This window comes from Actinomadura sp. K4S16 (assembly GCF_008327685.1).
GTDB lineage: Bacteria > Actinomycetota > Actinomycetes > Streptosporangiales > Streptosporangiaceae > Spirillospora.
Genome location: NZ_BDDE01000011.1, coordinates 218,938 through 243,123 on the forward strand (window position 1 = coordinate 218,938; position 24,186 = coordinate 243,123).

Sequence of the window (24,186 nt, forward strand, 5' to 3'; positions counted from 1 at the left end):
GAGACTGTGAATACGACCAAGACCCCGGCCGACGAGACCCGTCCGGCCGCGGAGGCCCGCCCCGTACGGGAGGGCGAGCCGCTGCTGGAGGTGGACAACCTCGGCAAGCACTTCCCCGTCACCGCGGGGCTGCTGCGCCGGCAGGTCGCGGCGGTGAAGGCCGTCGACGGCGTGTCGTTCTCGGTCCGCAAGGGCGAGACGCTCGGACTGGTGGGCGAGTCGGGCTGCGGCAAGTCCACCACCGGCCGGATGATCATGCGGCTGCTGGACCCCAGCTTCGGCAAGATCACCTTTGAGGGCGAGGACATCACCACGATGTCGCAGGGGCGGCTCCGGCCGCTCCGGCGCGACCTCCAGATGATCTTCCAGGACCCCTACTCGTCGCTGAACCCGCGCAAGACGGTCGGCGCGATCGTCGGGGCGCCCTTCCGGCTGCAGAACATCGAGGCCAAGCAGGGCGTCAAGAAGGCGGTCCAGGAGATCCTGGAGCTGGTCGGGCTGAGCCCCGAGCACTACAACCGCTACCCGCACGAGTTCTCCGGCGGGCAGCGGCAGCGCATCGGCATCGCCCGCACCCTGGCCCTGAAGCCGAAGCTGATCATCGCGGACGAGCCGGTCTCGGCCCTGGACGTGTCGGTGCAGGCGCAGGTCGTCAACCTGCTGGAGGACCTGCAGAACGAGCTCGACCTCACCTACGTGGTGATCGCGCACGACCTCTCGGTGGTCCGGCACATCTCCGACCGCGTCGCCGTCATGTACCTCGGCAAGATCGTCGAGTTGGCGGACCGCTCGGACCTGTACGAGCGGCCCATGCACCCCTACACGAACGCGCTGCTGTCCGCGGTTCCGATCCCGGACCCGAGCCAGCGCGCCGAGCGCAAGCGGATCCGGCTGCAGGGCGACGTGCCGAGCCCGCTCGACCCGCCGCCCGCCTGCCGGTTCCACACCCGGTGCTGGAAGGCGCAGGACATCTGCAAGCAGGTCGAGCCGCCGCTGGTCGAGCTCAGCCCGGGACACCAGGCCGCCTGCCACTTCCCGGAGAACACCACGGTCAGCGCGACCGACGCGGTCGCCAAGGCCGCGGTGGCGCCCGCCGCCCCGGCCGAAGACCCGGAGCCCGCGGAGTAGCGCCGCCGGGCGCGTGAGCGCGCCCCGCGCACGAGGAAAGGCCCGGCCCCCGCGAGGGGGACCGGGCCTTCTTCACGGGCGCCCGCTCCGGACTACTCGGTGGAGATCGCCTTGAGGACGTCCATGCGGCCCGCGCGCCACGCCGGCCAGAGCGCCGCCAGGACGCCGATGACCGCGGCGACCAGCAGGTAGACCACCAGGGTCCCGTACGGCACGGCGAGGACCCCGAGGCCCTTGTCGGCGAGGGCGTTCTGCAGCGCCGCGCCGAACGCCACCCCGATGCCCATGCCGAGCACCGCGCCGAAGACCGCGATCATGATGGACTCCAGCCGGACCATGCGGCGCAGCTGCCGCCGGGAGATCCCGATCGCGCGCAGCAGCCCGATCTCCCGGGTGCGCTCGATCACCGACAGCGCCAGCGTGTTGATGACCCCGACGGCCGCGATGATGACGGACATCACCAGCAGGATCGTCAGGAACGTCACGAACCCGTCGACCTGCTTGCGGGCATCGGCCTTCAGCGACGCCTGGTCGGACACCTTCAGGTTCGGGTAGTCCTTCAGCGTCGACTCCAGCGCGCTCTTCGTCGCCGCCGACGGCGCCGAGGCGTCCACCACGACCGCGGCCACGGTCGGCTTCACCGTGTGCCGCAGGTGGGCCTGCTGGGAGATGAGCCGGGGACCGACCAGATCGCTCCTGGCGTACACCCCCGCCACCGTCAGCCGCTCGGTCCGTCCATCGGTGAACTGCACCGGGACCGCGGTCCCGACCTTCCAGCCGCGTGCCTTGGCGGTGGCCTCGTCCACCATGATCCCGGCGTCGCCGATGGCGGTGCCACCGGAGGTGATCTTCAGCCTGGCGGCCTTGGCGATCACCGCCACGTCGCCGGACATGTACCAGGCCTTCTTGTTGTCGATCTTGGCGTCGCCCTCGTAGGTCGAGGACGCGGAGGCCACTCCGGGCGTCGCCCCGATCTTCTGCACGGCCTCGGTGCTGATGCCGCCCGCGCCCTCGACCTCGACGAGGTAGTCGGCGCCGAACTGCGCGTCGACCTGCTCGTCGATCGAGGCCCGCATCGTCGCGCCCAGCACGTTGACCGTGGTGATCAGCGCCAGGCCGATCATCAGGGCCGACGCCGTCGCGGCGGTCCGGCGCGGGTTGCGCAGCGCGTTCTGCCGCGCGAGCCGGCCCGGCGAGCCCAGCAGCCGCGCGAACGGCGCGCCGAGCACCTTCATCACCGGGACGCTGATCACCGGGGCGAGCATCGTGACGCCGATGAACACCGCGAACGCGCCCGCGCCCACCGGGATCGCCGGGTTGCCGCCGTTGCCGGCGAGCCCGGCGGCGATGAGGCCGGCGCCGACGAGGGTGAGCAGCGAGCCGAGCGCGACGCGGATCCGCAGCGACCGCTGCGGCAGCGCCACGTCGTCGCGCATCGCCGCCACCGGCGGGATCTTCGCGGCGCGGCGGGCCGGGAAGTAGGCCGACACGACCGTCACCACGATGCCCACCGCGTACGACCAGATCACCGGGGTCGCGGTGAACGTCAGCCCGCCTTGCCCCGCGTCGCCCATCTGGGACTGCAGCAGGGACGCCAGGCCGGCGCCGGCCGCGAGGCCGAGGGTGGAGCCGACCACGCCGACCGCGACGGCCTCGCCGATCACCGCGCGCGTGACCTGGGCGCGGGCCGCGCCGATCGCGCGCAGCAGCGCCAGCTCGCGGGTCCGCTGCGCGACCAGCATCGAGAACGTGTTGAAGATGATGAAGGACCCGACGAAGATCGAGATCAGCGCGAACACGAGCAGGAACGTGCGGAAGAAGCTCATCATCGCCGCGATGTCGCTCTTGGACTCCTCGCGGAGCTTCTCGCCGGTGACGGCCTCCAGGTTCTGCGGCAGCGCCTTGGCGACCCGGTCGCGCAGCTCGGCCTGGGACGGGCCGGTGGAGCCCATCTCGATGTCGCTGAAGTAGCCGGGCTTCAGCATCAGCCGCTGCGCGGTGGCGGTGTCGAAGCCGGTGAGGGTCGCGCCCATCAGGTTCCCGGCGTCGACCAGCCCGACGATCCGCATGCGGGCCGGCGGCCCCGCCGTGACGACGCGGGTGGTGTCGCCGACCTTCAGCTTGCCCTTCTCCGCGGTCCTGGTGTCGATGACGACCTCGTCCGGCCCCTGTGGGGCGCGGCCCGCCGCCAGGTCGTAGGTGCCGCCCGTCGTCCAGTTCGTTCCGATCTGTGGCGGCCCGTCCTGCGCCGTCCCGACGATCTTCCCGTCCTTGCCGACGACGGCCGCGTACCCGTTGACGTTGCCCTTGGGGTCCTTGACGCCGTCGATCCCCTGCAGGGTCTTCAGCACGGCCGCCGGCACCGGCTGCGCCGCCATGCCGTCGTCGTCGCCCTCGACGACCTTCTTGGCCCGCACGTCAACGGCCACGTTCGTGCCGATCCGGCTGAACAGCTCGTCGAACTGCTTGTTCATGCTGTCGGTGAAGATCAGCGTGCCGGCCACGAACGCGACGCCGAGGATCACCGCGACGGCCGTCAGCACCAGCCTGATCTTGTGCGCCGCGAGGTTGCGGAGCGTGACCTTGCCCATCATCGCGCCGACACCCCGGATCCGGACGCGCCCGCGGGACGGGTGTCGTGGCCGCCGGCGTCGAAGCCCTTCATGCGCTCCAGCACCCGCTCGGCGGTCGGCTCGGCCATCGTGTCGACGATCTGGCCGTCGGACAGGAACAGCACCTGGTCGGCGTAGGCGGCCGCGGACGGGTCGTGGGTGACCATCACGATGGTCTGCCCCATCCGCCGCACCGAGTCGCGCAGGAATCCGAGGACCTCGGCGCCCGAGCGCGAGTCCAGGTTCCCGGTCGGCTCGTCCGCGAAGATGATCTCAGGGCGGGAGGCCAGGGCGCGGGCGCACGCCACCCGCTGCTGCTGCCCGCCCGACAGCTCGGTGGGACGGTGCTTGAGCCGCGGCCGCAGCCCCACCGTCTCGATCACCTCGTCCAGCCACTTGGCGTCGGGCTTGCGCCCGGCTATGTCCATCGGCAGCGTGATGTTCTCCAGCGCCGTCAGCGTCGGCACCAGGTTGAATGCCTGGAAGATGAAGCCGATCTTGTCGCGGCGCAGCCGGGTGAGCTGCTTGTCCTTGAGGCGGGTCAGCTCGGTGTCGCCGATGAAGACCTGTCCGGAGTCCACCGAGTCCAGCCCCGCCATGCAGTGCATCAGCGTGGACTTGCCGGACCCGGAGGGGCCCATGATCGCGGTGAAGCGGCCGCGGGGAATGCCGACGGTGACCCCGTCGAGCGCGACGACCTGAGCGTCGCCGCGCCCGTACACCTTCGCGATCTGCTGGGTCCGAGCGGCGAAGTCGCCCGCCCCGGACGCGTGTGCCGCGCCGGCGGTCGATGGGGCGGTGTTCGTCACGGGAAACTCCTGTGGGTGAGTGAGCAGGAAACGTCCGGACCGCGCCGTGCCCCCGGCGATCCGACGTCCAAAACACTAGAAGGCGGACAAACCCGTTTCCTGGACCTCAGGAACTGATTTGCCCGTCCACCCACGGCAGGAGAAAGGACCCCGCCGTCGTCCTACCGGAGTAGGCCTCCGCCGCCGAAGGTCAGGGGCGCCTCAGGGGCCGCCCCTGAAACCGGCCGCCCGCCCGGTGCGTCAGCTCTGGCCGGGCCTGCTCAGCCCCGTCTCGTAGGCGTACACCACGGCCTGCACGCGGTCCCGCAGGCCCAGCTTCGCCAGGACGTTCCCGACGTGCGTCTTCACCGTCGTCTCGCTCACCACGAGCTCGGCCGCGATCTCGGCGTTGGACTGGCCGCGGGCCACGTGCGACAGCACCTCGCGCTCCCGCTGGGTCAGGGTGTCCAGCCCCGGCGGGGGCGCCGAGTCGCGGACGGACGGGAGCCGGTTGGCGAACTTGTCCAGCAGGCGCCGCGTCACCGACGGCGCCACGATCGCGTCGCCCTCCGCCACGATCCGGATCGCCTGCACGAGGTCCTCCGGCGGCGAGTCCTTGAGCAGGAACCCGCTCGCGCCCGCCCGGACCGCCTCGATCACGTACTCGTCCAGGTCGAACGTGGTGAGGATCAGCACCTTGGGGTCGTGCGAGGCCGCGCCCTCCCGGATGATCCGGCGGGTCGCCTCGATGCCGTCCACCCCCGGCATCCGGATGTCCATCAGCACCACGTCCGGCAGCAGCGACCGGGTCATCTCCACCGCCGCCGCGCCGTCCCCCGCCTCGCCGACGACGGCGATGTCGGCCTCCGCCTCCAGGATGAGCCGGAACCCCGTCCGCAGCAGCGGCTGGTCGTCGACGAGCAGCACTCGTACCGTGGTCATCGGGCCGCCACCGCCGGCCGCCGTCCCGGACCGTTCATCGCCCTGCTCCTCGCCCTCACCGGACCGCCGCGTCCGCGGCGCTCCTGCCCAACCTACGGCCTCGCGCGGCCACGGCTCACGGCTCCAGCGGGAACCGGGCCCGCACGCCGAATCCGCCGCCGACCCGCGGCCCGATCTTCAATTCGCCACCGTACAGCGCGACCCGCTCGTACATGCCGACCAGGCCGTGGCCCGGATTGTCGCCGTTGCCGGCCATGAACGTCGCGGTTCCGCGCCCGTCGTCCTCGATCTCCACCGTCAGGTCGCGGTCGCCGTAGTACAGCCGCACCCAGGCCCGCGCCTGCGGCCCCGCGTGCTTCAGCGTGTTCGTCAGCGCCTCCTGGATCAGCCGGAACGCCGCCACGTCCACGCCCGGGGACGGCGGCCGCGCCTCGCCCTCCATCCACAGCTGCACCGACAGGCCCGTCTCCCGCACGTGCTCCAGCAGCTCGCCGAGGTCGCCCAGGCCCGGCTGCGGCGCCAGCTCCCGGCCCGGCCGCTCGGTGTCGCGGTCGGTGCGCAGCACGCCCACGATCCGCCGCATCTCGCTCAGCGCGGTCCGCCCGACCTCCTCGATCGTCGACATCGCCTCGCGCGCGCTGCCCGGGTCCCGGTCGATGATCCGGCGCGCGGCGCCCGCCTGCACGGTCATCACGCTCACGTGGTGCGCCACGACGTCGTGCAGCTCCCGGGCGATCCGGGACCGCTCCTCGACCCGTGCGGCCCGCGCGTCGGTGCCGCGCGCCCGCTCCAGCCGGGCGGCCCGGTCCTCGAGCTCGGCGAAGTAGGCCCGGCGCAGCCGCAGGTTGCGGCCCAGCACCCACACGCCGATCACCAGTGCGCAGTCGGTGATCAGTACCTCCGGCGCCGCCGACACCGGCAGCACCAGCAGGTACGTCAGGAAGTAGACGAACGCCGTCACGCCGCCGAGCGCGCTCTGCGCCAGCCCCCGGTGCGCCGCCACGCTGTAGACGGCCATCAGGAACGCCACGACGTCCGGCACCGACGGCGGGTAGTGCAACACCGCCATCACCAGCTCGCCGCTGATGATGAACAGCAGCACGGGCATCGGGTGGCGGCGGCGCCACGTCAGCGCCATCGTCACCGCGGTGACGAGCAGCCCGTCCCAGACGTCCGGCGACCGGAAGCCCTCGTAGCTGTCGCCGGCGGGCAGCTCCTCCAGGAACAGCTGCGGCAACCCCACCGCCAGCAGGCCCACCGCGAGCAGCGCGTCGGCCGCCATCGGACGCGCCTGCAGCCAGGCGCGGAAGGCGTGGAGACCACGGATGCGGGGTGACACGACACTCACCCTAGGAGGCCGCGGCAGGTCCCGAGCCCTCCTGAACGCGGATCCGCGGTCCTCCCCAAGGATGACCCGGCCGCTCCGGGGGCGCTACTAGAGATCGTCGTGCTCGCGCGCGCCGACCCCCGCGCGGGGGTCGGCCCGGCCGGCCCCCTCCAGGTCGGCGGGGGAGGGGCGGTCCACCGGGGCCGAGGGCAGCGGCGGGGGCGTGCCGCCGAACTCCGGGCAGCGCTCCTTGTGGTCGCACCAGTCGCACAGCCGGCCCGCGCGCGCCCGCCACTCGCCGGTCTCCATCGCCCGCCGGATCGCCTGCCACAGCGCCTCCACCTTGCGCTGCGTGGCGCGCAGGTCGGCCTCGTCCGGCTCGTAGCGCAGGATCTCGCCGTTGCCCAGGTACATCAGCTGCAGCAGCCGCGGCACCCGGCCGCGCAGCCGCCACAGCACCAGCGCGTAGAACTTCATCTGGAACAGCGCGCGCGCCTCGAAGTCGGCCCGGGGCGCCGTCCCGGTCTTGTAGTCGACGATCCGCACGTCGCCGCTGGGCGCCACGTCCACCCGGTCGATGTAGCCCCGCAGCTTCAGCCCCGAGTCCAGCACCGTCTCGACGAACAGCTCGCGCTCGGCCGGCTCCAGGCGCCGCGGGTCCTCGAGGGTGAAGTACCGCTCCACCATCCGCCGCGCCTGCGCCAGCCACTCCGCGTGCTCGGCCTCGCCGTCGGCGCCGTCCTCGAACAGCTCGGCCAGCTCCGGCTCGGCCTCGAGCAGCCGGTCCCACTCCGGCGCCAGCATCTCCAGCGCCGCCTCCGGCGTGCGCGCCCCGGTCGGCAGGTCGAACAGCCGCTCCAGCACCGCGTGCACCAGCGTCCCCCGCACGGCCGCCGCGCTCGGCCGCTCCGGGATCCGGTCGATCACCCGGAACCGGTACAGCAGCGGGCACGTCATGAAGTCGCCCGCGCGCGACGGCGACAACGACCCGACCACCACCGCGCCCCCCGCGCCTCCGCCCTCGTCCGCCCTGCGCGCGGGCGGAACGGACGTCCTGCCGCCGGCCTCGGTGCCGCCCGTCTCGGTCGTCTCGGTCGTCGTCATGGCACAGCAGACTAGGCGACACCCCCGACGGAAATCCCGCACCCGCCGCCGTGCCCGGCCTCGCGGCGCCGGCGGACCCGCGCCGCCCGCGGGCGACCTGCACCGGCGGGGCCGTAGCATCGAGGGCGTGACACACAGCGCGCCCCCGACCGAGGACCGGACCCCGGCCGGCGGCCGCGGTCCCGACGACGACCGCGCCGGACGCCCCGGCCTCCTCATGGGCCGGCCGTTCGGCGTGCCCGTCTACGTCTCGCCCAGCTGGTTCCTGGTCGCGGTCCTGGTCACCGTGATGTTCGAGGGCCAGGTCGACGGCGTCGTCAGCCGCCCGCTCAGCTACCTCGTCGCCTTCACCTACGCCGTCCTCCTGTACGGGTCGGTGTTCGTGCACGAACTGAGCCACGCCGTCACGGCGCGCGCGTTCGGGCTGCCCGTCCGCTCCGTCACCCTCCACATCCTCGGCGGCGAGACCTCCATCGAGCGCGAGGCCCCCACGCCCGGCCGCGAGTTCCTCATCGCCTTCGCCGGGCCGCTGGTCAACCTCGTCCTCGCCGGGCTCGGCCTGCTCGCCCACGCCGTCCTCCCGATGCCGGACGTCGCGCTGCTGCTCGTCGAGGCCCTCACCTTCGCCAACCTCCTCGTGGGGCTGTTCAACCTGCTGCCCGGCCTCCCGCTCGACGGCGGCCGGCTGGTGCGCGCGGTCGTCTGGAAGGTCACCGGCCGCAGCCGCAACGGCGCCGTCTTCGCCGGCTGGGTGGGCCGCGGCGTCGCGATCGCCTGCCTCTTCGCCGGCGCCTACCTCGCCACCTACAACACCGGAGAGGGCGGCGGCATCGGCTGGCTCGCCCTGCTCTGGTCGGCCCTCGTCGCCTCCTTCATCTGGGTGGGCGCCACGCAGTCCATCCGCGCGGAGCGCGTCCGCGACCGCATCCCGCTGCTGTCCGCGCGCCGCCTCGCCCGCCGCGCCACCCTCGTCACCGCCGACGTGCCGCTCGCCGAGGCCGTCCGCCGCGCCCGCGAGGACCACGCCGGCGCGATCGTCATCGCCGACCACGACGGCAGGCCTCTCGGCCTCGTCAGCGAGAAGGCCGTCACCGCCACCCCCGAGCACCGCCGCCCCTGGGTCAGCGCGGGCGACCTGTCGCGCGGCATCGACGACGGCCTCACCCTGCCCGCCGACCTCTCCGGCGAGGAGCTCGTGGAGGCGCTGCGCAAGGCGCCCGCCTCGGAGTACCTCCTCGTGGAGCCCGACGGCCGCGTCTACGGCGTCCTCGCGGTCGCCGACGTCGACCGCGCCTTCGCCGGCATCTGACCCGTCCCGCCCCGCCCGGGCGGTGCTCAGACCGCCTGCGCGACGGACAGACCTGCCCGCGGCCGCCGCTAGCCTTGACCTCCATGAGCGAACCCCAGCCGAACGGCTCCGCACCGTCGCCCGGCCGCATCCCGCACGGCCCCTTCCGCCCCGGCGACCAGGTTCAGCTCACCGACCCCAAGGGCCGGATCAACACCATCACCCTCCAGCCGGGCAAGGTCTACCACTCGCACAAGGGCTCGGTCCCGCACGACGAGATGATCGGCAGCCCCGAGGGGAGCGTCTTCCGCTCCAGCGGCGGCACCGAGTACCTGGCCTTCCGGCCGCTGCTCGCCGACTTCACCCTCCGCATGCCGCGCGGCGCCGCCGTCGTCTACCCCAAGGACGCCGCCCAGATCGTCGCGATGGCCGACATCTTCCCCGGCGCGCGCGTCGTGGAGGCCGGCGCCGGGTCCGGGGCCCTGACGTGCTTCCTGTTGCGGGCCGTCGGCGAGCACGGCCTCGTCTCCTCCTACGAGCGCCGGCCCGACTTCGCCGACATCGCGCGTGCGAACGTCGAGAAGTTCTTCGGCGGCCCCCACCCCTCCTGGCGCCTCACGGTCGGCTCCCTGGAGGACGCCCTCGCCGAGACCGACGTCGACCGCGTCGTCCTGGACATGCTCGCGCCCTGGGAGACCCTCGACGCCGTCGCCAAGGCCCTCGTCCCGGGCGGCATGGTCTGCGCCTACATCGCCACCACCACCCAGATGTCGCGCGTCGTCGAGGACCTGCGCTCCCACGGCAGCTTCGCCGAGCCCTACGCCTTCGAGACGATGCTGCGCTCCTGGCACGTCGACGGGCTCGCCGTCCGCCCCGACCACCGCATGGTCGGCCACACCGGCTTCCTCGTGACCGCCCGCCGCCTCGCCGACGGCGTCACGCCGCCGGCCCGCCGCCGGCGCCCCGCGAAGGGCGCCCACCCCGCCCCGGACGATGCCCGTACCGCCTCCGGCGAGGCCCGCAAGGCCTCCGGCGAGGCCCGCACCGCCTCCGAGGACGCCGCGTCCGCCCCGGACGCCGCGCCCGGCGGTCCCGCCGAGGCCTAGATCACATTAGCTCCGCGCCCATCCACCGGACTCGGCAAACGCCGTGCCACGACACGCCCGGGATCACGAACCCGCAGGTCCAGGCGTCGTAAGCCCCCGCCCCGCGGTACCTCCACGGCACCTCTGCCAACCCTCCCGGAAGACCCCCGCACGACACGAACACCGAATGGGCAGGTTACGGAAGCCCTCCAGATAGGTAGGGTCTCAGTAGGTCGTCGGCTCTCTTCGTGAGGAGGTGGCGGGGCGTGGCCGCTCGTGACGATGCTGGGGCGCGCAGGGCGCAGCACGAAAAGGAGGTCAAGGACCTCCAGACGCAGATCTCCTTCCTGGAGGAGGAGATCTCCGTGCTGCGCCGCAAGCTCGCGGAATCCCCGCGCCAAGTACGTGTGCTGGAAGAACGCCTCCATGAGGCACAGGCCAACCTGGCCGCCGTAACCGGTCAGAACGAGCGTCTCGTAGCGACCCTCAAAGAGGCTCGCGAACAGATCGTGGCGCTCAAGGAGGAGGTCGACAGGCTCGCACAACCACCCTCCGGGTTCGGCGTCTTCCTGGACGCCCGCGACGACGGGACGGTCGACATCTTCACCGGGGGGCGCAAGCTCCGCGTGAACGTCAGCCCGGCCGTCGAGATCGACGATCTGCAGCGCGGCCAGGAGGTCATGCTCAACGAGGCCCTCAACGTCGTCGAGGCGCTGAAGTTCGAGGAGCAGGGCGAGGTCGTCATGCTCAAGGAGCTCTTCGACGACGGCGAGCGGGCCCTGGTCATCGCGCACGCCGACGAGGAGCGCATCGTCAAGCTGGCCGAGCCGCTGCGCGGCGTGGCGCTGCGGGCGGGCGACTCCCTCATGCTCGAGCCGAGGTCCGGCTACGTCTACGAGAAGATCCACAAGGCGGAGGTCGAGGAGCTCGTCCTCGAAGAGGTGCCCGACATCTCCTACGACGAGATCGGCGGCCTCGGATCGCAGATCGAGATGATCCGCGACGCCGTGGAGCTGCCCTACCTGCACGCCGACCTGTTCCGCGAGCACCAGCTCCGGCCGCCCAAGGGCGTGCTGCTCTACGGTCCGCCCGGCTGCGGCAAGACGCTCATCGCCAAGGCCGTCGCGAACTCGCTCGCCAAGCAGGTCGCGGAGAAGACGGGCCAGGAGGGCAAGAGCTTCTTCCTGAACATCAAGGGCCCCGAGCTGCTGAACAAGTACGTCGGCGAGACCGAGCGGCACATCCGCCTGGTCTTCCAGCGGGCGCGCGAGAAGGCGTCCGCCGGGACGCCGGTCATCGTGTTCTTCGACGAGATGGACTCCATCTTCCGCACCCGCGGGTCCGGGGTCTCCTCCGACGTCGAGAACACCATCGTCCCCCAGCTGCTCAGCGAGATCGACGGCGTCGAGGGGCTGGAGAACGTCATCGTGATCGGCGCGTCCAACCGCGAGGACATGATCGACCCCGCGATCCTGCGCCCCGGCCGGCTGGACGTCAAAATCAAGATCGAGCGGCCGGACGCCGAGGCCGCCAAGGACATCTTCTCCAAGTACATCCTCGACGGACTCCCGCTGCACCCCGACGACGTCAAGGAGCACGGCGGCTCCGCCGAGGCCACCGTCGAGGCGATGATCCAGCGCACCGTCGAGCGCATGTACACCGAGAGCGAGGAGAACCGCTTCCTGGAGGTCACCTACGCCAACGGTGACAAGGAGGTCCTGTACTTCAAGGACTTCAACTCCGGCGCGATGATCCAGAACATCGTCGACCGGGCCAAGAAGATGGCCATCAAGCAGTTCCTCGACACCGGCCAGAAGGGCATGCGGGTCAGCCACCTGCTGGCCGCCTGCGTCGACGAGTTCAGCGAGAACGAGGACCTGCCCAACACCACCAACCCGGACGACTGGGCCCGCATCTCCGGCAAGAAGGGCGAGCGGATCGTCTACATCCGCACGCTCGTCTCCGGAACCAAGGGCTCCGAGGCCGGACGCTCCATCGACACCGTCGCCAACACCGGCCAGTACCTGTAGCCCCGACCCGGCGCATGCGCGCGGCGGCCCCTCCAGACGGGGGCCGCCGCGCGGCATGCCCCGCCACGCCCGCCGCTAACAGCGGGCCCCATGGCTCCACCCTCCCGGCCCCGATAGGCTCGACGATATGAGTGTTCGGCGGGTGATGGGCATCGAGACCGAGTACGGCATCTCCGTACCCGGACAGCCAGGGGCCAACGCGATGGTGACCTCCTCCCAGGTCGTCAACGCCTACCTGGCGGCGTCGGCGGCACGGGCCCGCAGGGCCCGCTGGGACTTCGAGGAGGAGAACCCCCTCCGGGACGCCCGCGGCTTCGACCTGGCGCGCGAGGTCGCCGACCCCACGCAGCTCACCGACGAGGACCTCGGCCTCGCCAACGTCATCCTCACCAACGGCGCCCGGCTGTACGTGGACCACGCCCACCCCGAGTACTCGGCGCCCGAGTGCACCAACCCGCTCGACGCCGTCATCTGGGACAAGGCCGGCGAGCGCGTGATGGCCGACGCCGCGCGGCGCGCCGCGCTCGTGCCGGGCACCCACCCCATCCAGCTCTACAAGAACAACACCGACAACAAGGGCGCCTCCTACGGCTGCCATGAGAACTACCTCATGCGCCGCGAGACGCCCTTCGCCGACATCGTCCGGCACCTCACCCCGTTCTTCGTCTCCCGCCAGGTGGTCTGCGGCGCCGGCCGCGTCGGCATCGGCGTGGACGGCCGCGGCGACGGCTTCCAGATCAGCCAGCGCGCCGACTTCTTCGAGGTCGAGGTGGGGCTGGAGACCACCCTCAAGCGGCCGATCATCAACACCCGCGACGAGCCGCACGCCGACCCCGAGAAGTACCGGCGGCTGCACGTCATCATCGGCGACGCCAACATGGCCGAGCTGTCCACCTACCTCAAGCTCGGTACCACCTCGCTCGTGCTCGCCATGATCGAGGACGGCTTCCTCACCGTCGACCTGTCGGTCGACATGCCCGTCGCCGCGCTGCGCGCCGTGTCCCACGACCCGTCCTGCAAGCACCTGCTCACGCTGCGCGACGGCCGGAAGATGACCGCGGTCCAGCTCCAGATGGAGTACCTGGAGCAGTCGCGCAAGTACGTCGAGGACCGGTTCGGCTCGGACGTCGACGAGATGACCCGGGACGTCCTCGACCGCTGGGAGTCGGTCCTGCACCGCCTCGGGGACGACCCCATGCAGCTGTCCCGGGAGCTCGACTGGGTCGCCAAGCTGTCCCTGCTGGAGGGCTACCGCAGCCGCGACGGGCTCGACTGGTCCCACCCGCGCCTGCAGCTCGTCGACCTGCAGTACACCGACATCCGGCCCGAGAAGGGCCTGTACAACCGCCTGGTGGAGCGCGGCCGCATCGACCGGGTCGTCACCGAGGCCCAGGTCCAGGCCGCGGTCGAGGACCCGCCCGAGGACACGCGGGCCTACTTCCGGGGCCGCTGCCTGCGCCAGTACGCCGAGTCGGTCGCCGCGGCCTCCTGGGACTCGGTCATCTTCGACGTCCCCGGCCGCGAGTCGCTGCAGCGCGTCCCCACCCTGGAGCCCCTGCGCGGCACCAAGCAGCACGTGGGCGCCCTCCTGGACCGCTGCCGCACCGCCGCCGACCTCGTGGCCACCCTGACCGGCCAGAGCTGAGCCCCGGCACGGGCGTCCTGAACGGCCCCGGGACGGGTCCGCTCGCGCGTGCATTGGATAGCGGGACTATCGAGCGCGATCGGTACCGCTGACCTGGCGCGACGGTGAAGGGCTCGGTTTCCTGGCCGGTTTGCCCGTTTCGCTGGGCGGTGGACCGGCGATAACCCGAGCATGCCCCCGGTCCCCGGCCGGAGACGGCGAAACGGAGCCGAGAGTTCCGCGCACCGTCGAAGATCGGAGATAGGGTCGGAGGCACCGGCAGAGCGGAGGTACGGAATGGCCACGAAGGACACCGGCGGTCAGAAGCAGACCACCCGGCGCACGGAAGAGGTCGAGGAGACCGAGGCCACGACCACCGAGGACGTGCAGGAGCGCCAGGAGAAGCTCACCGACGACGTGGACTCGATCCTGGACGAAATTGACGAGGTGCTGGAAGAGAACGCCGAAGACTTCGTCCGCGCCTATATCCAAAAGGGCGGGCAGTGATCCCCGGTCCTGGCGGATCGGCCACATAGCGAATCGCCGTTTCTCCGGGGGCGGAACTCCGACCTGACACGGCAGTGAGGACATGGGTGGGCCCGGCAGGGGCCCGCCCATGTTCGTGCGTCCAGGGGCGGACGAGGGCCGGCCGGGCGGGGGCCGGGTTCGCCGTGGGCTGACCGGACCGGTGATCGGGCGGCATGCGCGCGGGCGACCTTGAACAGTAGGGTCGTAGAGTCCGCGCCGGTGAGATCACCGGAGCCGGCGCAATGGTGGAGGGGAAGGGAGTCGCGTGGCGTCCCACGATTCGCACACCGGACGTCTGCCGGGGTTGTTCGCGAGCCCGGATACGTCGTCGTTCACGGAGTTCCTCGGGGCGTACTCCCCGGACCTGCTGCCCGGAAGGCGGACGCCGCCGGCGTCGCGGGCGGGCGACGACATCCCGCACGGGACGACGATCGTCGCGGTCGCCTTCCCCGGCGGGGTGGTGATGGCGGGTGACCGGCGGGCGACGGCGGGCAACGTCATCGCGCAGCGCGACATCGAGAAGGTCTTCCGCGCCGACGAGTTCTCCGCGATCGCGATCGCCGGCACCGCCGGGATCGGGATCGAGATGGTGCGGCTGTTCCAGGTGGAGCTGGAGCACTACGAGAAGCGCGAGGGCCGCACCCTGTCGGTCGAGGGCAAGGCGAACCGCCTGGCGACGATGGTGCGGCAGAACCTCGGGATGGCGATGCAGGGCCTGGCGGTGGTGCCGCTGTTCGCGGGCTACGACGAGGAGCGGAACGAGGGGCGGATCTTCTCCTACGACCCCGCCGGCGGCCGCTACGAGGAGCGCGACTTCCACTCGATCGGCTCGGGGTCGGTCTTCGCGCGGGGCGCCCTGAAGAAGCTGTACCGGCCGGACCTGTCGGCGCAGGACGCGGCGCTGGCGTGCGTCCAGTCGCTGTACGACGCGGCCGACGACGACTCGGCGACGGGCGGCCCCGACCTGACCCGCCGGATCTTCCCCGTGGTGGCGTCGGTGACGGCGGACGGGTACCGCCGGCTCGGCGAGGACGAGGTGGGCGCGCTGGCGCAGGCCGTCGTCGACGGACGTTACGACTCGCCGGGCGGCCCGACCGCCCCGCTGCGATAGAAGGGATCCAGACCGGTGTCCATGCCGTTCTACGTGTCGCCCGAACAGCAGATGAAGGACAAGGCGGACTACGCGCGCAAGGGCATCGCGCGCGGCCGCAGTGTCGTGGTGCTGCAGTACGACGACGGCATCCTGTTCGTGGCGGACAACCCGTCGCGGGCGCTGCACAAGATCAGTGAGATCTACGACCGGATCGCGTTCGCGGCGGTGGGGAAGTACAACGAGTTCGAGAACCTGCGGCTCGGGGGCGTCCGCTACGCCGACATCAACGGCTACCAGTACGACCGCCGTGACGTGACGGCGCGGGGCCTGGCGAACGTGTACGCGCAGTCGCTCGGGACGATCTTCACCGAGACCAACAAGCCGTACGAGGTGGAGCTGGTCGTCGCGGAAGTGGGCGAAGACGCCGAGACCGACCAGATCTACCGGCTGACGTTCGACGGCTCGGTCGCCGACGAGCACGGCTACGTCGCCATGGGCGGGCAGGCCGAGGCGGTGGCGCAGTCGCTGAAGGACGGCTACCGGGAGGGCTCCTCGCTGGAGGCGGCGCTGCGGACGGCGGTGCGGGCGCTGGAGGCGCAGGACTCCGACCGGCACCTGGAGGCGACCTCGCTGGAGGTCGCGGTGCTGGACCGCAACCGCGAGCACCGGCTGTTCAAGCGGCTGTCGGCGGCGCGGATCGGCGAGCTGCTGTCGGCGGAGGAGTCCGGACCGGGCACCGCCTCCGGCGGCGAGGACGCCGGCGGCTCCACCGGAACCGGGGCTGACGAGGACTGACGCGCCCGCCGCCCGGCGGCGCCGTGCAGGACGGAGACGGGCCCGCGGGGCGGGGCGGCCACACCGCCCCGCCCCGCGGGCCCGCGGCGTGCCGGGCGGCTTGCGGGGCGGCGGACGGGTTCGCCGGAAACGGTGGGTCGAGAGACTGCCAAGTGACGGCCGCGCCGCATAGGGTCTTGGTGTGGACAGGCGCATCTTCGGGCTTGAGAACGAGTACGGCGTCACCTGCACCTTCCGCGGGCAGCGGCGGTTGTCACCGGACGAGGTGGCGCGCTATCTGTTCCGCAGGGTCGTGTCGTGGGGCCGCAGCAGCAACGTGTTCCTTCGCAACGGTGCCCGGCTCTACCTGGACGTGGGGAGCCATCCTGAGTACGCGACGCCGGAGTGCGACAGCGTCGTCGACCTGGTGACGCACGACAAGGCGGGCGAACGGATCCTGGAGGGGCTCCTGGTCGACGCCGAGCGGCGGCTCCGCGAGGAGGGCATCGCCGGCGACATCTACCTGTTCAAGAACAACACCGACTCCGCCGGCAACTCCTACGGCTGCCACGAGAACTACCTGGTGGGGCGGCACGGCGAGTTCGGGCGGCTCGCGGACGTCCTCATCCCGTACCTGGTGACGCGGCAGATCATCTGCGGCGCCGGCAAGGTCCTGCAGACCCCGCGCGGCGCGGTGTACTGCGTGTCGCAGCGGGCCGAGCACATCTGGGAGGGCGTGTCGTCGGCGACGACGCGGTCCCGTCCCATCATCAACACCCGCGACGAGCCGCACGCGGACGCCGAGCGGTTCCGCCGCCTGCACGTGATCGTCGGCGACTCGAACATGAGCGAGACGACGATGCTGCTGAAGGTCGGGGCGACCGACCTGGTGCTGCGGATGATCGAGGCCGGCGTGGTGATGCGCGACCTCACCCTGGAGAACCCCATCCGGGCGATCCGCGAGGTCAGCCACGACATGACGGGGCGCCGGAAGGTGCGGCTGGCCAACGGCCGCGAGGCCAGCTCGCTGGAGATCCAGAAGGAGTACTACGGCAAGGCCCGCGACTTCGTGGACGCGCGGGGCGGCGACGCCACGGCCAAGCGGGTGCTGGAGCTGTGGGAGCGGACGCTGCGCGCGGTGGAGACCGGCGACCTGGACCTGGTGTCCCGCGAGATCGACTGGGTGATCAAGTACAAGCTGATCGAGCGGTACCGGCGCAAGTACGACCTGCCGCTGTCGTCGCCGCGCGTGGCGCAGCTCGACCTCACCTACCACGACGTGCACCGCGACCGCGGCCTGTACTACCTGCTGGAGAAGCGGGGCTCGGTCGACCGGGTGTCGCGCGACCTCGACATCTTCGAGGCCAAGTCGGTGCCGCCGCAGACGACGCGGGCGCGGCTGCGGGGCGAGTTCATCCGCAAGGCGCAGGAGAAGCGCCGCGACTTCACGGTCGACTGGGTCCATCTGAAGCTGAACGACCAGGCGCAGCGGACCGTGCTGTGCAAGGACCCGTTCCGCTCCGTCGACGAGCGCGTGGACAAGCTCATCGCGGGCATGTAGGCGGACGGCCCGGCGGCGTTCGGACGCGGGGCGCGGCGCCGGCCGGCGCGCCCCGCGGACCGGCCGGGGCGACACGCGCACGGCAGGTTACCGGTAGGTCACCTGGGCGGTAGGGTGAGCGCCCAGTAGCGCTCACCACCCCCCGAAGGACCCCGTATGCGCCGTCGTCTTCGGTTCCTGCCCGCGGCCGTCGTGCTCGCCGCGCCGCTCGCCCTGTCCGCCGCCTGCTGGGGCGGCGGCGTGGACGTCGAGGTGACCGGTGACTTCGGCAAGCTGCCGCAGGTGAAGTTCCCCAAGGGGGAGCCCGGCGGGTCCTTCGCGGTGAAGACCGTCAAGGCGGGCAAGGGCACGGCGGCGCGCAAGGGCGACCTCGTCGTGGCCGACTACGTGGGCTACCGCTGGAACAAGGGCGGGCGCAAGCTGCTGGCAAGCAGCTACTCCAAGGGCGAGCCGGGCGCGTTCCCCACGGGCCGGCTGGTGCCGGGCCTGACCAAGGCGTTCGACGGGGTCCAGCCGGGATCGCGGGTGGTGGCCCGGATCCCGCCGAAGGACGGCTTCGGCGACAAGGGCGACCCGAAGCACCAGGTGGGCGGCGGCGACACGCTGCTGTACGTCCTGGACGTCCGCGCGGTGTACCCGCGGACGGCGGGCCCGCACGGCGCGCGGCAGGCCCCGCCGTCCGAGCCCGGGCTGCCGAAGGTGGCGGACGCGGCGCCGGGGCAGGCGCCGGCGGTGACGATGCCGCGCACGGCCCCGCCCAAGAGGCTCCAGGTGCGCACCCTGGTCAAGGGGGACGGCCCGGCCGTGCGGAAGGGCCAGCTGGTGGCGCTGCAGTACGGCGGGTACTTCTGGCGCGACGGCAAGGTGTTCAACTCGTCCTGGTCGGAGGGCCACCCGTTCGCGGCGATGATCGGGACGGGCCAGGTCATGACGGGCTGGGACCAGGGCCTCGTCGGGCAGCGGGTGGGCAGCCGGGTGCTGCTGGTGGTGCCGCCGGCCCTCGGGTACGGGCCGAAGGGCCTGGCGCAGTTCGGGATCAAGGGGAACGACACGCTGGTGTTCGTCGTGGACCTGCTGGGCGCGCACTGACCCCGGCCTCCCCGCCTCCCCTCTAAGTCGAACTCCCGTTGTTCTTAGAATGGCGGGATGGAGGACATCGACGCGATCGCGCTGCTGCAGGACCCGCTGCGGCGGCGGCTGTACGAGTTCGTGGCGGCGCAGGGCCGCGACGTGGGGCGGGGCGAGGCCGCCGAGGCCGTCGGCGTCGCGCGGACCCTGGCGGCCTTCCACCTCGACAAGCTGGTCGACGCGGGCCTCCTGGAGGCCGCCAGCAGGCGGTTGACGGGCCGGTCGGGGCCCGGGGCGGGGCGGCCGGCGAAGGTGTACCGGCGCTCGGCGGCGGAGCGGGACGTGTCGGTGCCCGCCCGCGACTACCGGACGGCGGCGGGCCTGCTGGCCGAGGCGGCCGAGACGGCCGGGCTCGACATGGAGCTCCAGGACGCGGCCCGCCGCAAGGGCAGGGCCCTGCGCGGCGGGAGCGGCCCGTGCGGCGGCCTGGACGATCTGGCGAAGACGCTGGTCGACCGCGGCTACGAGCCCGTCGTGGACGGCGAGGTCCTGCGCATGCGCAACTGCCCGTTCCACGCGGTGGCCGAGCAGTTCCCCCCGCTCGTGTGCGGGATGAACCTGGCGCTGCTGGAGGGACTGGTGGAGGGTTCGCCGGTCCGGGTCCGCATGGATCCGCGGCCCGGCTGGTGCTGCGTCGCGGCCGCCCCTTCTAAAAACAATGAGGATTGACATAGAAGCGGCGCCCGTGGTGAGGTGAGCCCATGAGCACACGGACCCGGTACCACCTCGCCCAGTTCAACGTCGGCACGCTCCGCCACCCCCTCGACGACCCGCGCATGGCCGACTTCATGGCGCTCGTGGAGCCCGTCAACGCGCTCGCCGACGGCACGCCGGGGTTCGTCTGGCGGCTGGTGGAGGAGGGGGAGGAGGACGCCACCGGGATGCGCCCCGCCGGCGAGGACGTGATCGTCAACTTCTCGGTGTGGGAGTCGGCGGAGGCGCTGTGGGACTTCGTCTACCGCAGCGGCCATCTGGAGACGATGCGGCGCCGCCGCGAGTGGTTCCAGCGGCACGTCGAGGCGCACCTCGTGCTGTGGTGGGTGCCGGCGGGCCACATCCCGACCGTCGGGGAGGCCCTGGAGCGCCTCGCGCTGCTGCGCGAGAACGGCCCGTCGCCGCGGGCGTTCACGTTCACCTCGTCCTACACCGCCGACGAGGCCGCGAGCGCCGGCGGCAACGAGGCCGCGGGCGGCGGCGAGGCCGCGGGCGCCGAAGGGGCCGGCGCCCGCACGGCGGACGCCGAAGCCGCGGCGCTGTGAGCGTCAGCCGAGCAGGGCGGCCGTGTGGCGGCCCGCGGCGGCGGCCGTGAGGAAGTAGGGGAGGTCCTCGTCCAGGCGGCGGCCCATGGTGGACAGCCGGACGCCCCAGTCCTTCTCGGCGGCCCTGAGGGCCTCGTGGAGGCCGTCGACGGGGACGGGGACGAGCCGGTGCCGGTCGCCCAGCGGCGCGGCCCCGGCGGCGACGCGGGCGCCGAAGGGGCCCCCGAGCTCGGGGACGGGGATGTCGGCGGGGGCCAGTGCCACGCGCCCGTAGGCGGTCAGGGAGTGGTGCGACACGCCGATGTGGCGCTCCCGCTTGTCGCCCTCGCTCACCCGCAGCGACCCCACCGGCCGCCCGCCCAGCACGGACGCGGCGTTGACGGCCTCGCCCGCCGAGACGCCGGAGAAGCCCCACCGGGTGCCCGTCCCAAGGTTTCCCGGGCCCTGGGCGAGGACGGCGACGTCGGCCTCCAGGACGAGCCGCGCGGCCAGCAGGCCGGTGTGGACGGTGACGGCCTCCAGGTCGCCGCCGAACGCCTGCCCCACGGTGACGGTCGCGGCGAGGGCCCCGGCGTCCTTCAGCTTGGCGATCGACATCGAGAACCACGCGGGCAGCGCCCCGCCGTCCGGCATGACGTAGACGACCCGCGCGGCCGGGCGCTCGGCCAGCAGGGCGGCCAGGATCGGCGGCAGCGCCGAGTGCAGGTCGGCGACGACGACGGGCATGCCGTCCAGCGAGTCGGCCTCGCGCAGGGCCGCGTGGTGGGGCGAGTCCTGCTCGTCGGCGCCGAGGACGGTGGCCTGGAGCGGGGTGTAGCGGGCCTTGACCAGGTGGCCGGGCCCCTCCGGGTCGGGCGGGAGCCTGTCGGGTACGGCGACGACCATGGCGTAGCCGCCGGTGCCGAGACCCATCGCCAAGGCCGTAGTGTTGAGCAGGACGGTGTCGCCCGGTTCGGGCCTCCCCACGAGGGCGGGGTAGGCCAGGGCCCGGTGCGTCCCGTCGCCCCCGATCGAGACGTCCAGCTCGACCGCCCCGGGCCATTCGCGGCGGATGTCCTCAACTGTGCCTTTGCGCCATCGGATCACACCGGGAAACGGTAGCGTCCTGGGCGACGGCACGTGGGGCCGATCGGCACGCCGGCCGGGGTACGGGGCTCACGGAGGAACGAGGTGGTGGCGAAGTGTCGCGGCGCAAGACCGAGCGGCTGCTGAACCTGGTGGTCTGCCTGCTCGCCACCCGGCGCTATCTGACGGCCGAGCAGATCCGCCGGGCGGTGCCCGGCTATCCCGACTCCGACGAGGCGTTCAAGCGCATGTTCGAGCGGGACAAGGAGGAGCTGCGCGAGCTCGGCGTCCCGCTGGAGGTCGGCAGCGACCAGCAGGGCGGCGGCGGCGAGGAGATCGGCTACCGGATCCCCCCGCAGGACTACGAGCTGCCCGACATCCACCTGACGCCCGACGAGGCGGCGGTGCTCGGCCTCGCGGCGCGGGTGTGGCAGCGCGCCAGCATGGCCGAGGCGGCCTCGGGTGCGCTGCTGAAGCTGCGCGCGGCCGGAGTGGAGACCGACGTGACCACCGCCGCCGGGATCGAGCCGCGGGTCAACACCCAGGACCCGTCCTTCCCCGCGCTGTGGGAGGCGGTCCGCGACGGACGCCCGGTCGCGTTCGACTACCAGGGCATCGGGCGGACGTCGGTGGCGCGCCGGCACCTCGACCCGTGGGGCGTGGTGAGCCGGCGGGGCCGCTGGTACGTGGTCGGGTTCGACCGCGACCGCGACGAGCAGCGGGTGTTCCGGCTGAGCCGCATCGTCGGGGAGGTGGCCCCGGACGGCCCGCCCGGGTCGGTGACGGTGCCCGACGGGGTGGACGTGCGGCGCATCGCGTTCGACTGGAGCGAGCCGCTCGGCGAGCCCCGCCCGGCGGCCGTCCGGCTGCGGCGGGGCGCGGCGCAGGGCCCGCGGCGGTGGGCCCGCGACGTCCGGCCGGTCGAGGAGCCGGGCTGGGACGGGGAGTGGGACGAGGCGGTCCTGACCTTCCGGGACGTCGACCGCTTCGCGCCCTACCTGGCGCGGTTCGCCGACGACGTGGTGGTGCTCGATCCGCCGGACCTGCGCGAGGCGGTGATCCAGCACCTGAAGTCGGTGCTGGCCGCGGCCGGCCCGCATCCGGCGGACGGGCGGGGAGAGCACGGGGGGACGGACGGCCGATGACGGCGAGGACGGCGGCGAAGACGGCCGCGAAGACCGCGGCGAAGACGGCGGCGACGACGTCCACGGACAGGCTCGCGCGCCTGCTGGCGCTCGTGCCGTACGTGGTGAACCGCGACTCGGTGATGCTCGGCGAGGCGGCCGCCGCGTTCGGAGTCACCGAGAAGCAGTTGATCGACGACCTGAACCTGCTGTGGTGCGTGGAGCTGCGCGCGCCCGACCCCTACTGCCCGATCGACCTGTCCTACGAGGGCGGCGAGATCACCGTCGCGGAGGCCGAGTCGATCGCCCGGCCGCTGCGGCTGAAGGTCGACGAGGCGAGCGCGCTGCTGGTGGCGCTGCGGATGCTGGCCGGGATCCCCGACCTGGACGACCGCGACGCGCTCAGCCGGGTGATCGCCAAGCTGGAGACCGCGGCGGGCGCCGCGGCGGCGGTGTCCAGCAAGGTCGCCGTGGAGGTGGACGCCCGGGGCGGGACGGGCGACTCGGCCCGCACCGCGGTCGGGGCCCTGCGCGACGCGATCGCGGCGGGCCGCCGCGTCCATCTGACCTACTACGTCCCCGCGCGGGACGAGAACACCGAGCGCGACGTCGACCCGATGCGGCTGCTGGTCGTGGAGGGCAACACCTACCTTGAGGGCTGGTGCCGCCGGGCGGAGGGCGTGCGGCTTTTCAAGCTGGACCGGATCGCCGACCTGTCGGTGCTCGACGTGCCCGCCGAGGTGCCGGACGATGCGGAGCCGATCGACGTGGACGCCGGCCTGTTCCGCCCCTCGCCGCAGGACGAGGCGGTCACCCTGGAGCTGTCCCCGCGCGGCCGGTGGGTCGCCGACTACTACCCGTGCGAGAGCGTGGAGGAACTGGGGGAGGGGCGGCTCCGGGTCGTCCTGCGCACCCCGGACGCCCGCTGGGTGCGGGGCCTGGCGCTGCGGCTCGGCGACCAGGGCCGCGTCGTCGCCCCGGAGGCGGTCGCGGCCGGGGTGCGGGAGGACGCGGCGCGCGCGCTGGCCCGGTACGGCCTGGCCTGAGCGATCGGATAGCGTGGCGGTCGTGGCGTGGGTCTCGGTTTCGGTGTCGCTCGGCTTCGCCGGGCTGGCCGTGCTCGCCTGGTGCGCGGTCAAGGTGTGGCTCGGCGTGCGGCGTTTCGGACGTGAACTGGAACGCACCCGGCGGCGGCTGGAACCGAAACGGTCGGCGCTGCGCGATGAACTCTCCCGGCTCGAGGACGCTCGGTCGCCACAACCGCCCGGGGACGGCGTACGATCGTGCTGAGTGTCACCTGTTGAAGAGGATTGCCCATGCCGAACATCGGGACTCCCGAACTGCTCATCATCCTGCTGGTCGTCGTCCTGATCTTCGGGTCGGCGAAGCTGCCCCAGCTGGCCCGGTCGCTGGGCAAGTCGGCGCGCATCCTGAAGGCCGAGACCAAGGGCCTGCGCGAGGACGATGACGACGCGCCCGCCGACCGCCCCGCGCAGACCATGCCCGCCTCCCAGGGCGAGGACGCGCGCGAGAAGGCGGCGCGGCTGCGCGAGGAGGCGGCCCGGCTGGAGCGCGAGGCGGCCGCGGGCGAGGGCGGGCAGCGTCCCCGCGGCGCGCTGGGGTCGGGCGAGCCGATCCAGGGCGTGCCGGTGTCGGACCCCGGTCAGGCGCGCAAGGGCTGATCCGGCCCGCGCCCCCGTCCACCCCGACCCCCGAGCCGAATGCC

Annotated in this window: 22 protein-coding genes; 16 read left to right on the forward strand and 6 right to left on the reverse strand. The window is 72.6% G+C overall.

The features are described 5' to 3' along the window. Nucleotides 1-6: 6 nt before the first annotated feature. Nucleotides 7-1,128, forward strand: coding sequence for an ABC transporter ATP-binding protein (locus K4S16_RS08180; RefSeq protein WP_375708325.1), 1,122 nt, complete (start codon nt 7-9; stop codon nt 1,126-1,128). Nucleotides 1,129-1,220: 92 nt separating this feature from the next. Here K4S16_RS08180 and K4S16_RS08185 read toward each other — a convergent pair whose 3' ends face one another. The 5 genes from K4S16_RS08185 to K4S16_RS08205 form a co-directional block, all read right to left on the reverse strand. Then, nucleotides 1,221-3,722 carry an ABC transporter permease gene (locus tag K4S16_RS08185; protein WP_235036652.1) on the reverse strand — a complete coding sequence of 834 codons (2,502 nt, stop codon included), beginning with the start codon at nt 3,720-3,722 and terminating at the stop codon, nt 1,221-1,223. Then, on the reverse strand, nt 3,719-4,549 hold the full coding sequence (locus tag K4S16_RS08190; protein WP_149258256.1) for an ABC transporter ATP-binding protein: 831 nt from the start codon (nt 4,547-4,549) through the stop codon (nt 3,719-3,721). The genes K4S16_RS08185 and K4S16_RS08190 overlap by 4 nt, the downstream gene beginning before the upstream one ends. A 240-nt stretch (nt 4,550-4,789) precedes the next feature. Continuing rightward, a complete protein-coding gene (locus K4S16_RS08195) occupies nt 4,790-5,470 on the reverse strand; it encodes a response regulator transcription factor (protein WP_149258257.1) in 681 nt (226 codons plus the stop codon). A 115-nt stretch (nt 5,471-5,585) separates the two neighbouring features. Continuing rightward, nucleotides 5,586-6,809 (reverse strand): sensor histidine kinase, encoded by a 1,224-nt coding sequence (locus tag K4S16_RS08200; RefSeq protein WP_149258258.1) that lies wholly within the window; start codon nt 6,807-6,809, stop codon nt 5,586-5,588. Between the two features lie 96 nt (nt 6,810-6,905). Beyond that, on the reverse strand, nt 6,906-7,901 hold the full coding sequence (locus K4S16_RS08205; RefSeq protein ID WP_149258259.1) for a PD-(D/E)XK nuclease family protein: 996 nt from the start codon (nt 7,899-7,901) through the stop codon (nt 6,906-6,908). A 127-nt stretch (nt 7,902-8,028) separates the two neighbouring features. On the opposite strand from K4S16_RS08205, the gene K4S16_RS08210 reads away from it, so the two are divergent. The 11 genes from K4S16_RS08210 (at nt 8,029) to K4S16_RS08260 (ending at nt 20,271) form a co-directional block, all read left to right on the forward strand. Then, nucleotides 8,029-9,210, forward strand: coding sequence for a site-2 protease family protein (locus K4S16_RS08210; protein WP_149258260.1), 1,182 nt, complete (start codon nt 8,029-8,031; stop codon nt 9,208-9,210). Nucleotides 9,211-9,293: 83 nt separating this feature from the next. Next, complete coding sequence (locus K4S16_RS08215; RefSeq protein WP_149258261.1) at nt 9,294-10,295, forward strand: tRNA (adenine-N1)-methyltransferase; 1,002 nt, start codon at nt 9,294-9,296, stop codon at nt 10,293-10,295. Nucleotides 10,296-10,540: 245 nt separating this feature from the next. Continuing rightward, nucleotides 10,541-12,304, forward strand: coding sequence for a proteasome ATPase (gene arc, locus K4S16_RS08220; RefSeq protein WP_149258262.1), 1,764 nt, complete (start codon nt 10,541-10,543; stop codon nt 12,302-12,304). Nucleotides 12,305-12,431: 127 nt separating this feature from the next. Next, a complete protein-coding gene (gene dop, locus K4S16_RS08225) occupies nt 12,432-13,949 on the forward strand; it encodes a depupylase/deamidase Dop (RefSeq protein WP_149258263.1) in 1,518 nt (505 codons plus the stop codon). A gap of 276 nt (nt 13,950-14,225) precedes the next feature. After that, on the forward strand, nt 14,226-14,435 hold the full coding sequence (locus K4S16_RS08230; protein WP_021593619.1) for a ubiquitin-like protein Pup: 210 nt from the start codon (nt 14,226-14,228) through the stop codon (nt 14,433-14,435). Between the two features lie 286 nt (nt 14,436-14,721). Beyond that, nucleotides 14,722-15,567, forward strand: a complete 846-nt coding sequence (gene prcB, locus K4S16_RS08235; RefSeq protein WP_149258264.1) for a proteasome subunit beta — start codon at nt 14,722-14,724, stop codon at nt 15,565-15,567. A 21-nt stretch (nt 15,568-15,588) separates the two neighbouring features. Beyond that, a complete protein-coding gene (prcA, locus tag K4S16_RS08240; RefSeq protein WP_149258815.1) occupies nt 15,589-16,344 on the forward strand; it encodes a proteasome subunit alpha in 756 nt (251 codons plus the stop codon). A gap of 181 nt (nt 16,345-16,525) precedes the next feature. Continuing rightward, nucleotides 16,526-17,884, forward strand: a complete 1,359-nt coding sequence (gene pafA / locus K4S16_RS08245; protein ID WP_089313247.1) for a Pup--protein ligase — start codon at nt 16,526-16,528, stop codon at nt 17,882-17,884. 156 nt (nt 17,885-18,040) lie between these two features. Then, nucleotides 18,041-18,973, forward strand: a complete 933-nt coding sequence (locus K4S16_RS08250; protein ID WP_149258265.1) for an FKBP-type peptidyl-prolyl cis-trans isomerase — start codon at nt 18,041-18,043, stop codon at nt 18,971-18,973. A gap of 57 nt (nt 18,974-19,030) precedes the next feature. Further along, nucleotides 19,031-19,681: a metalloregulator ArsR/SmtB family transcription factor gene (locus K4S16_RS08255; protein WP_149258266.1), complete on the forward strand. Its 651-nt coding sequence runs from the start codon at nt 19,031-19,033 to the stop codon at nt 19,679-19,681. Between the two features lie 32 nt (nt 19,682-19,713). After that, a complete protein-coding gene (locus K4S16_RS08260; protein WP_149258267.1) occupies nt 19,714-20,271 on the forward strand; it encodes a DUF3291 domain-containing protein in 558 nt (185 codons plus the stop codon). A 3-nt stretch (nt 20,272-20,274) separates the two neighbouring features. Here the strand turns inward: K4S16_RS08260 and K4S16_RS08265 are convergent, their stop codons facing one another. Continuing rightward, a complete protein-coding gene (locus K4S16_RS08265) occupies nt 20,275-21,357 on the reverse strand; it encodes a DUF3866 family protein (RefSeq protein WP_149258268.1) in 1,083 nt (360 codons plus the stop codon). A gap of 95 nt (nt 21,358-21,452) precedes the next feature. On the opposite strand from K4S16_RS08265, the gene K4S16_RS08270 reads away from it, so the two are divergent. Genes K4S16_RS08270 through tatA form a run of 4 tightly spaced genes read left to right on the forward strand, consistent with a single transcriptional unit; the run spans nt 21,453 to nt 24,142 of the window. Further along, nucleotides 21,453-22,481 carry a YafY family protein gene (locus K4S16_RS08270; protein ID WP_149258269.1) on the forward strand — a complete coding sequence of 343 codons (1,029 nt, stop codon included), beginning with the start codon at nt 21,453-21,455 and terminating at the stop codon, nt 22,479-22,481. Beyond that, nucleotides 22,478-23,506: a YafY family protein gene (locus K4S16_RS08275; RefSeq protein WP_149258270.1), complete on the forward strand. Its 1,029-nt coding sequence runs from the start codon at nt 22,478-22,480 to the stop codon at nt 23,504-23,506. The genes K4S16_RS08270 and K4S16_RS08275 overlap by 4 nt, the downstream gene beginning before the upstream one ends. Before the next feature lie 22 nt (nt 23,507-23,528). Then, a complete protein-coding gene (locus K4S16_RS08280; protein ID WP_235036653.1) occupies nt 23,529-23,750 on the forward strand; it encodes a hypothetical protein in 222 nt (73 codons plus the stop codon). Between the two features lie 26 nt (nt 23,751-23,776). Next, nucleotides 23,777-24,142, forward strand: coding sequence for a Sec-independent protein translocase subunit TatA (gene tatA / locus K4S16_RS08285; protein ID WP_149258272.1), 366 nt, complete (start codon nt 23,777-23,779; stop codon nt 24,140-24,142). Nucleotides 24,143-24,186 lie beyond the last annotated feature (44 nt).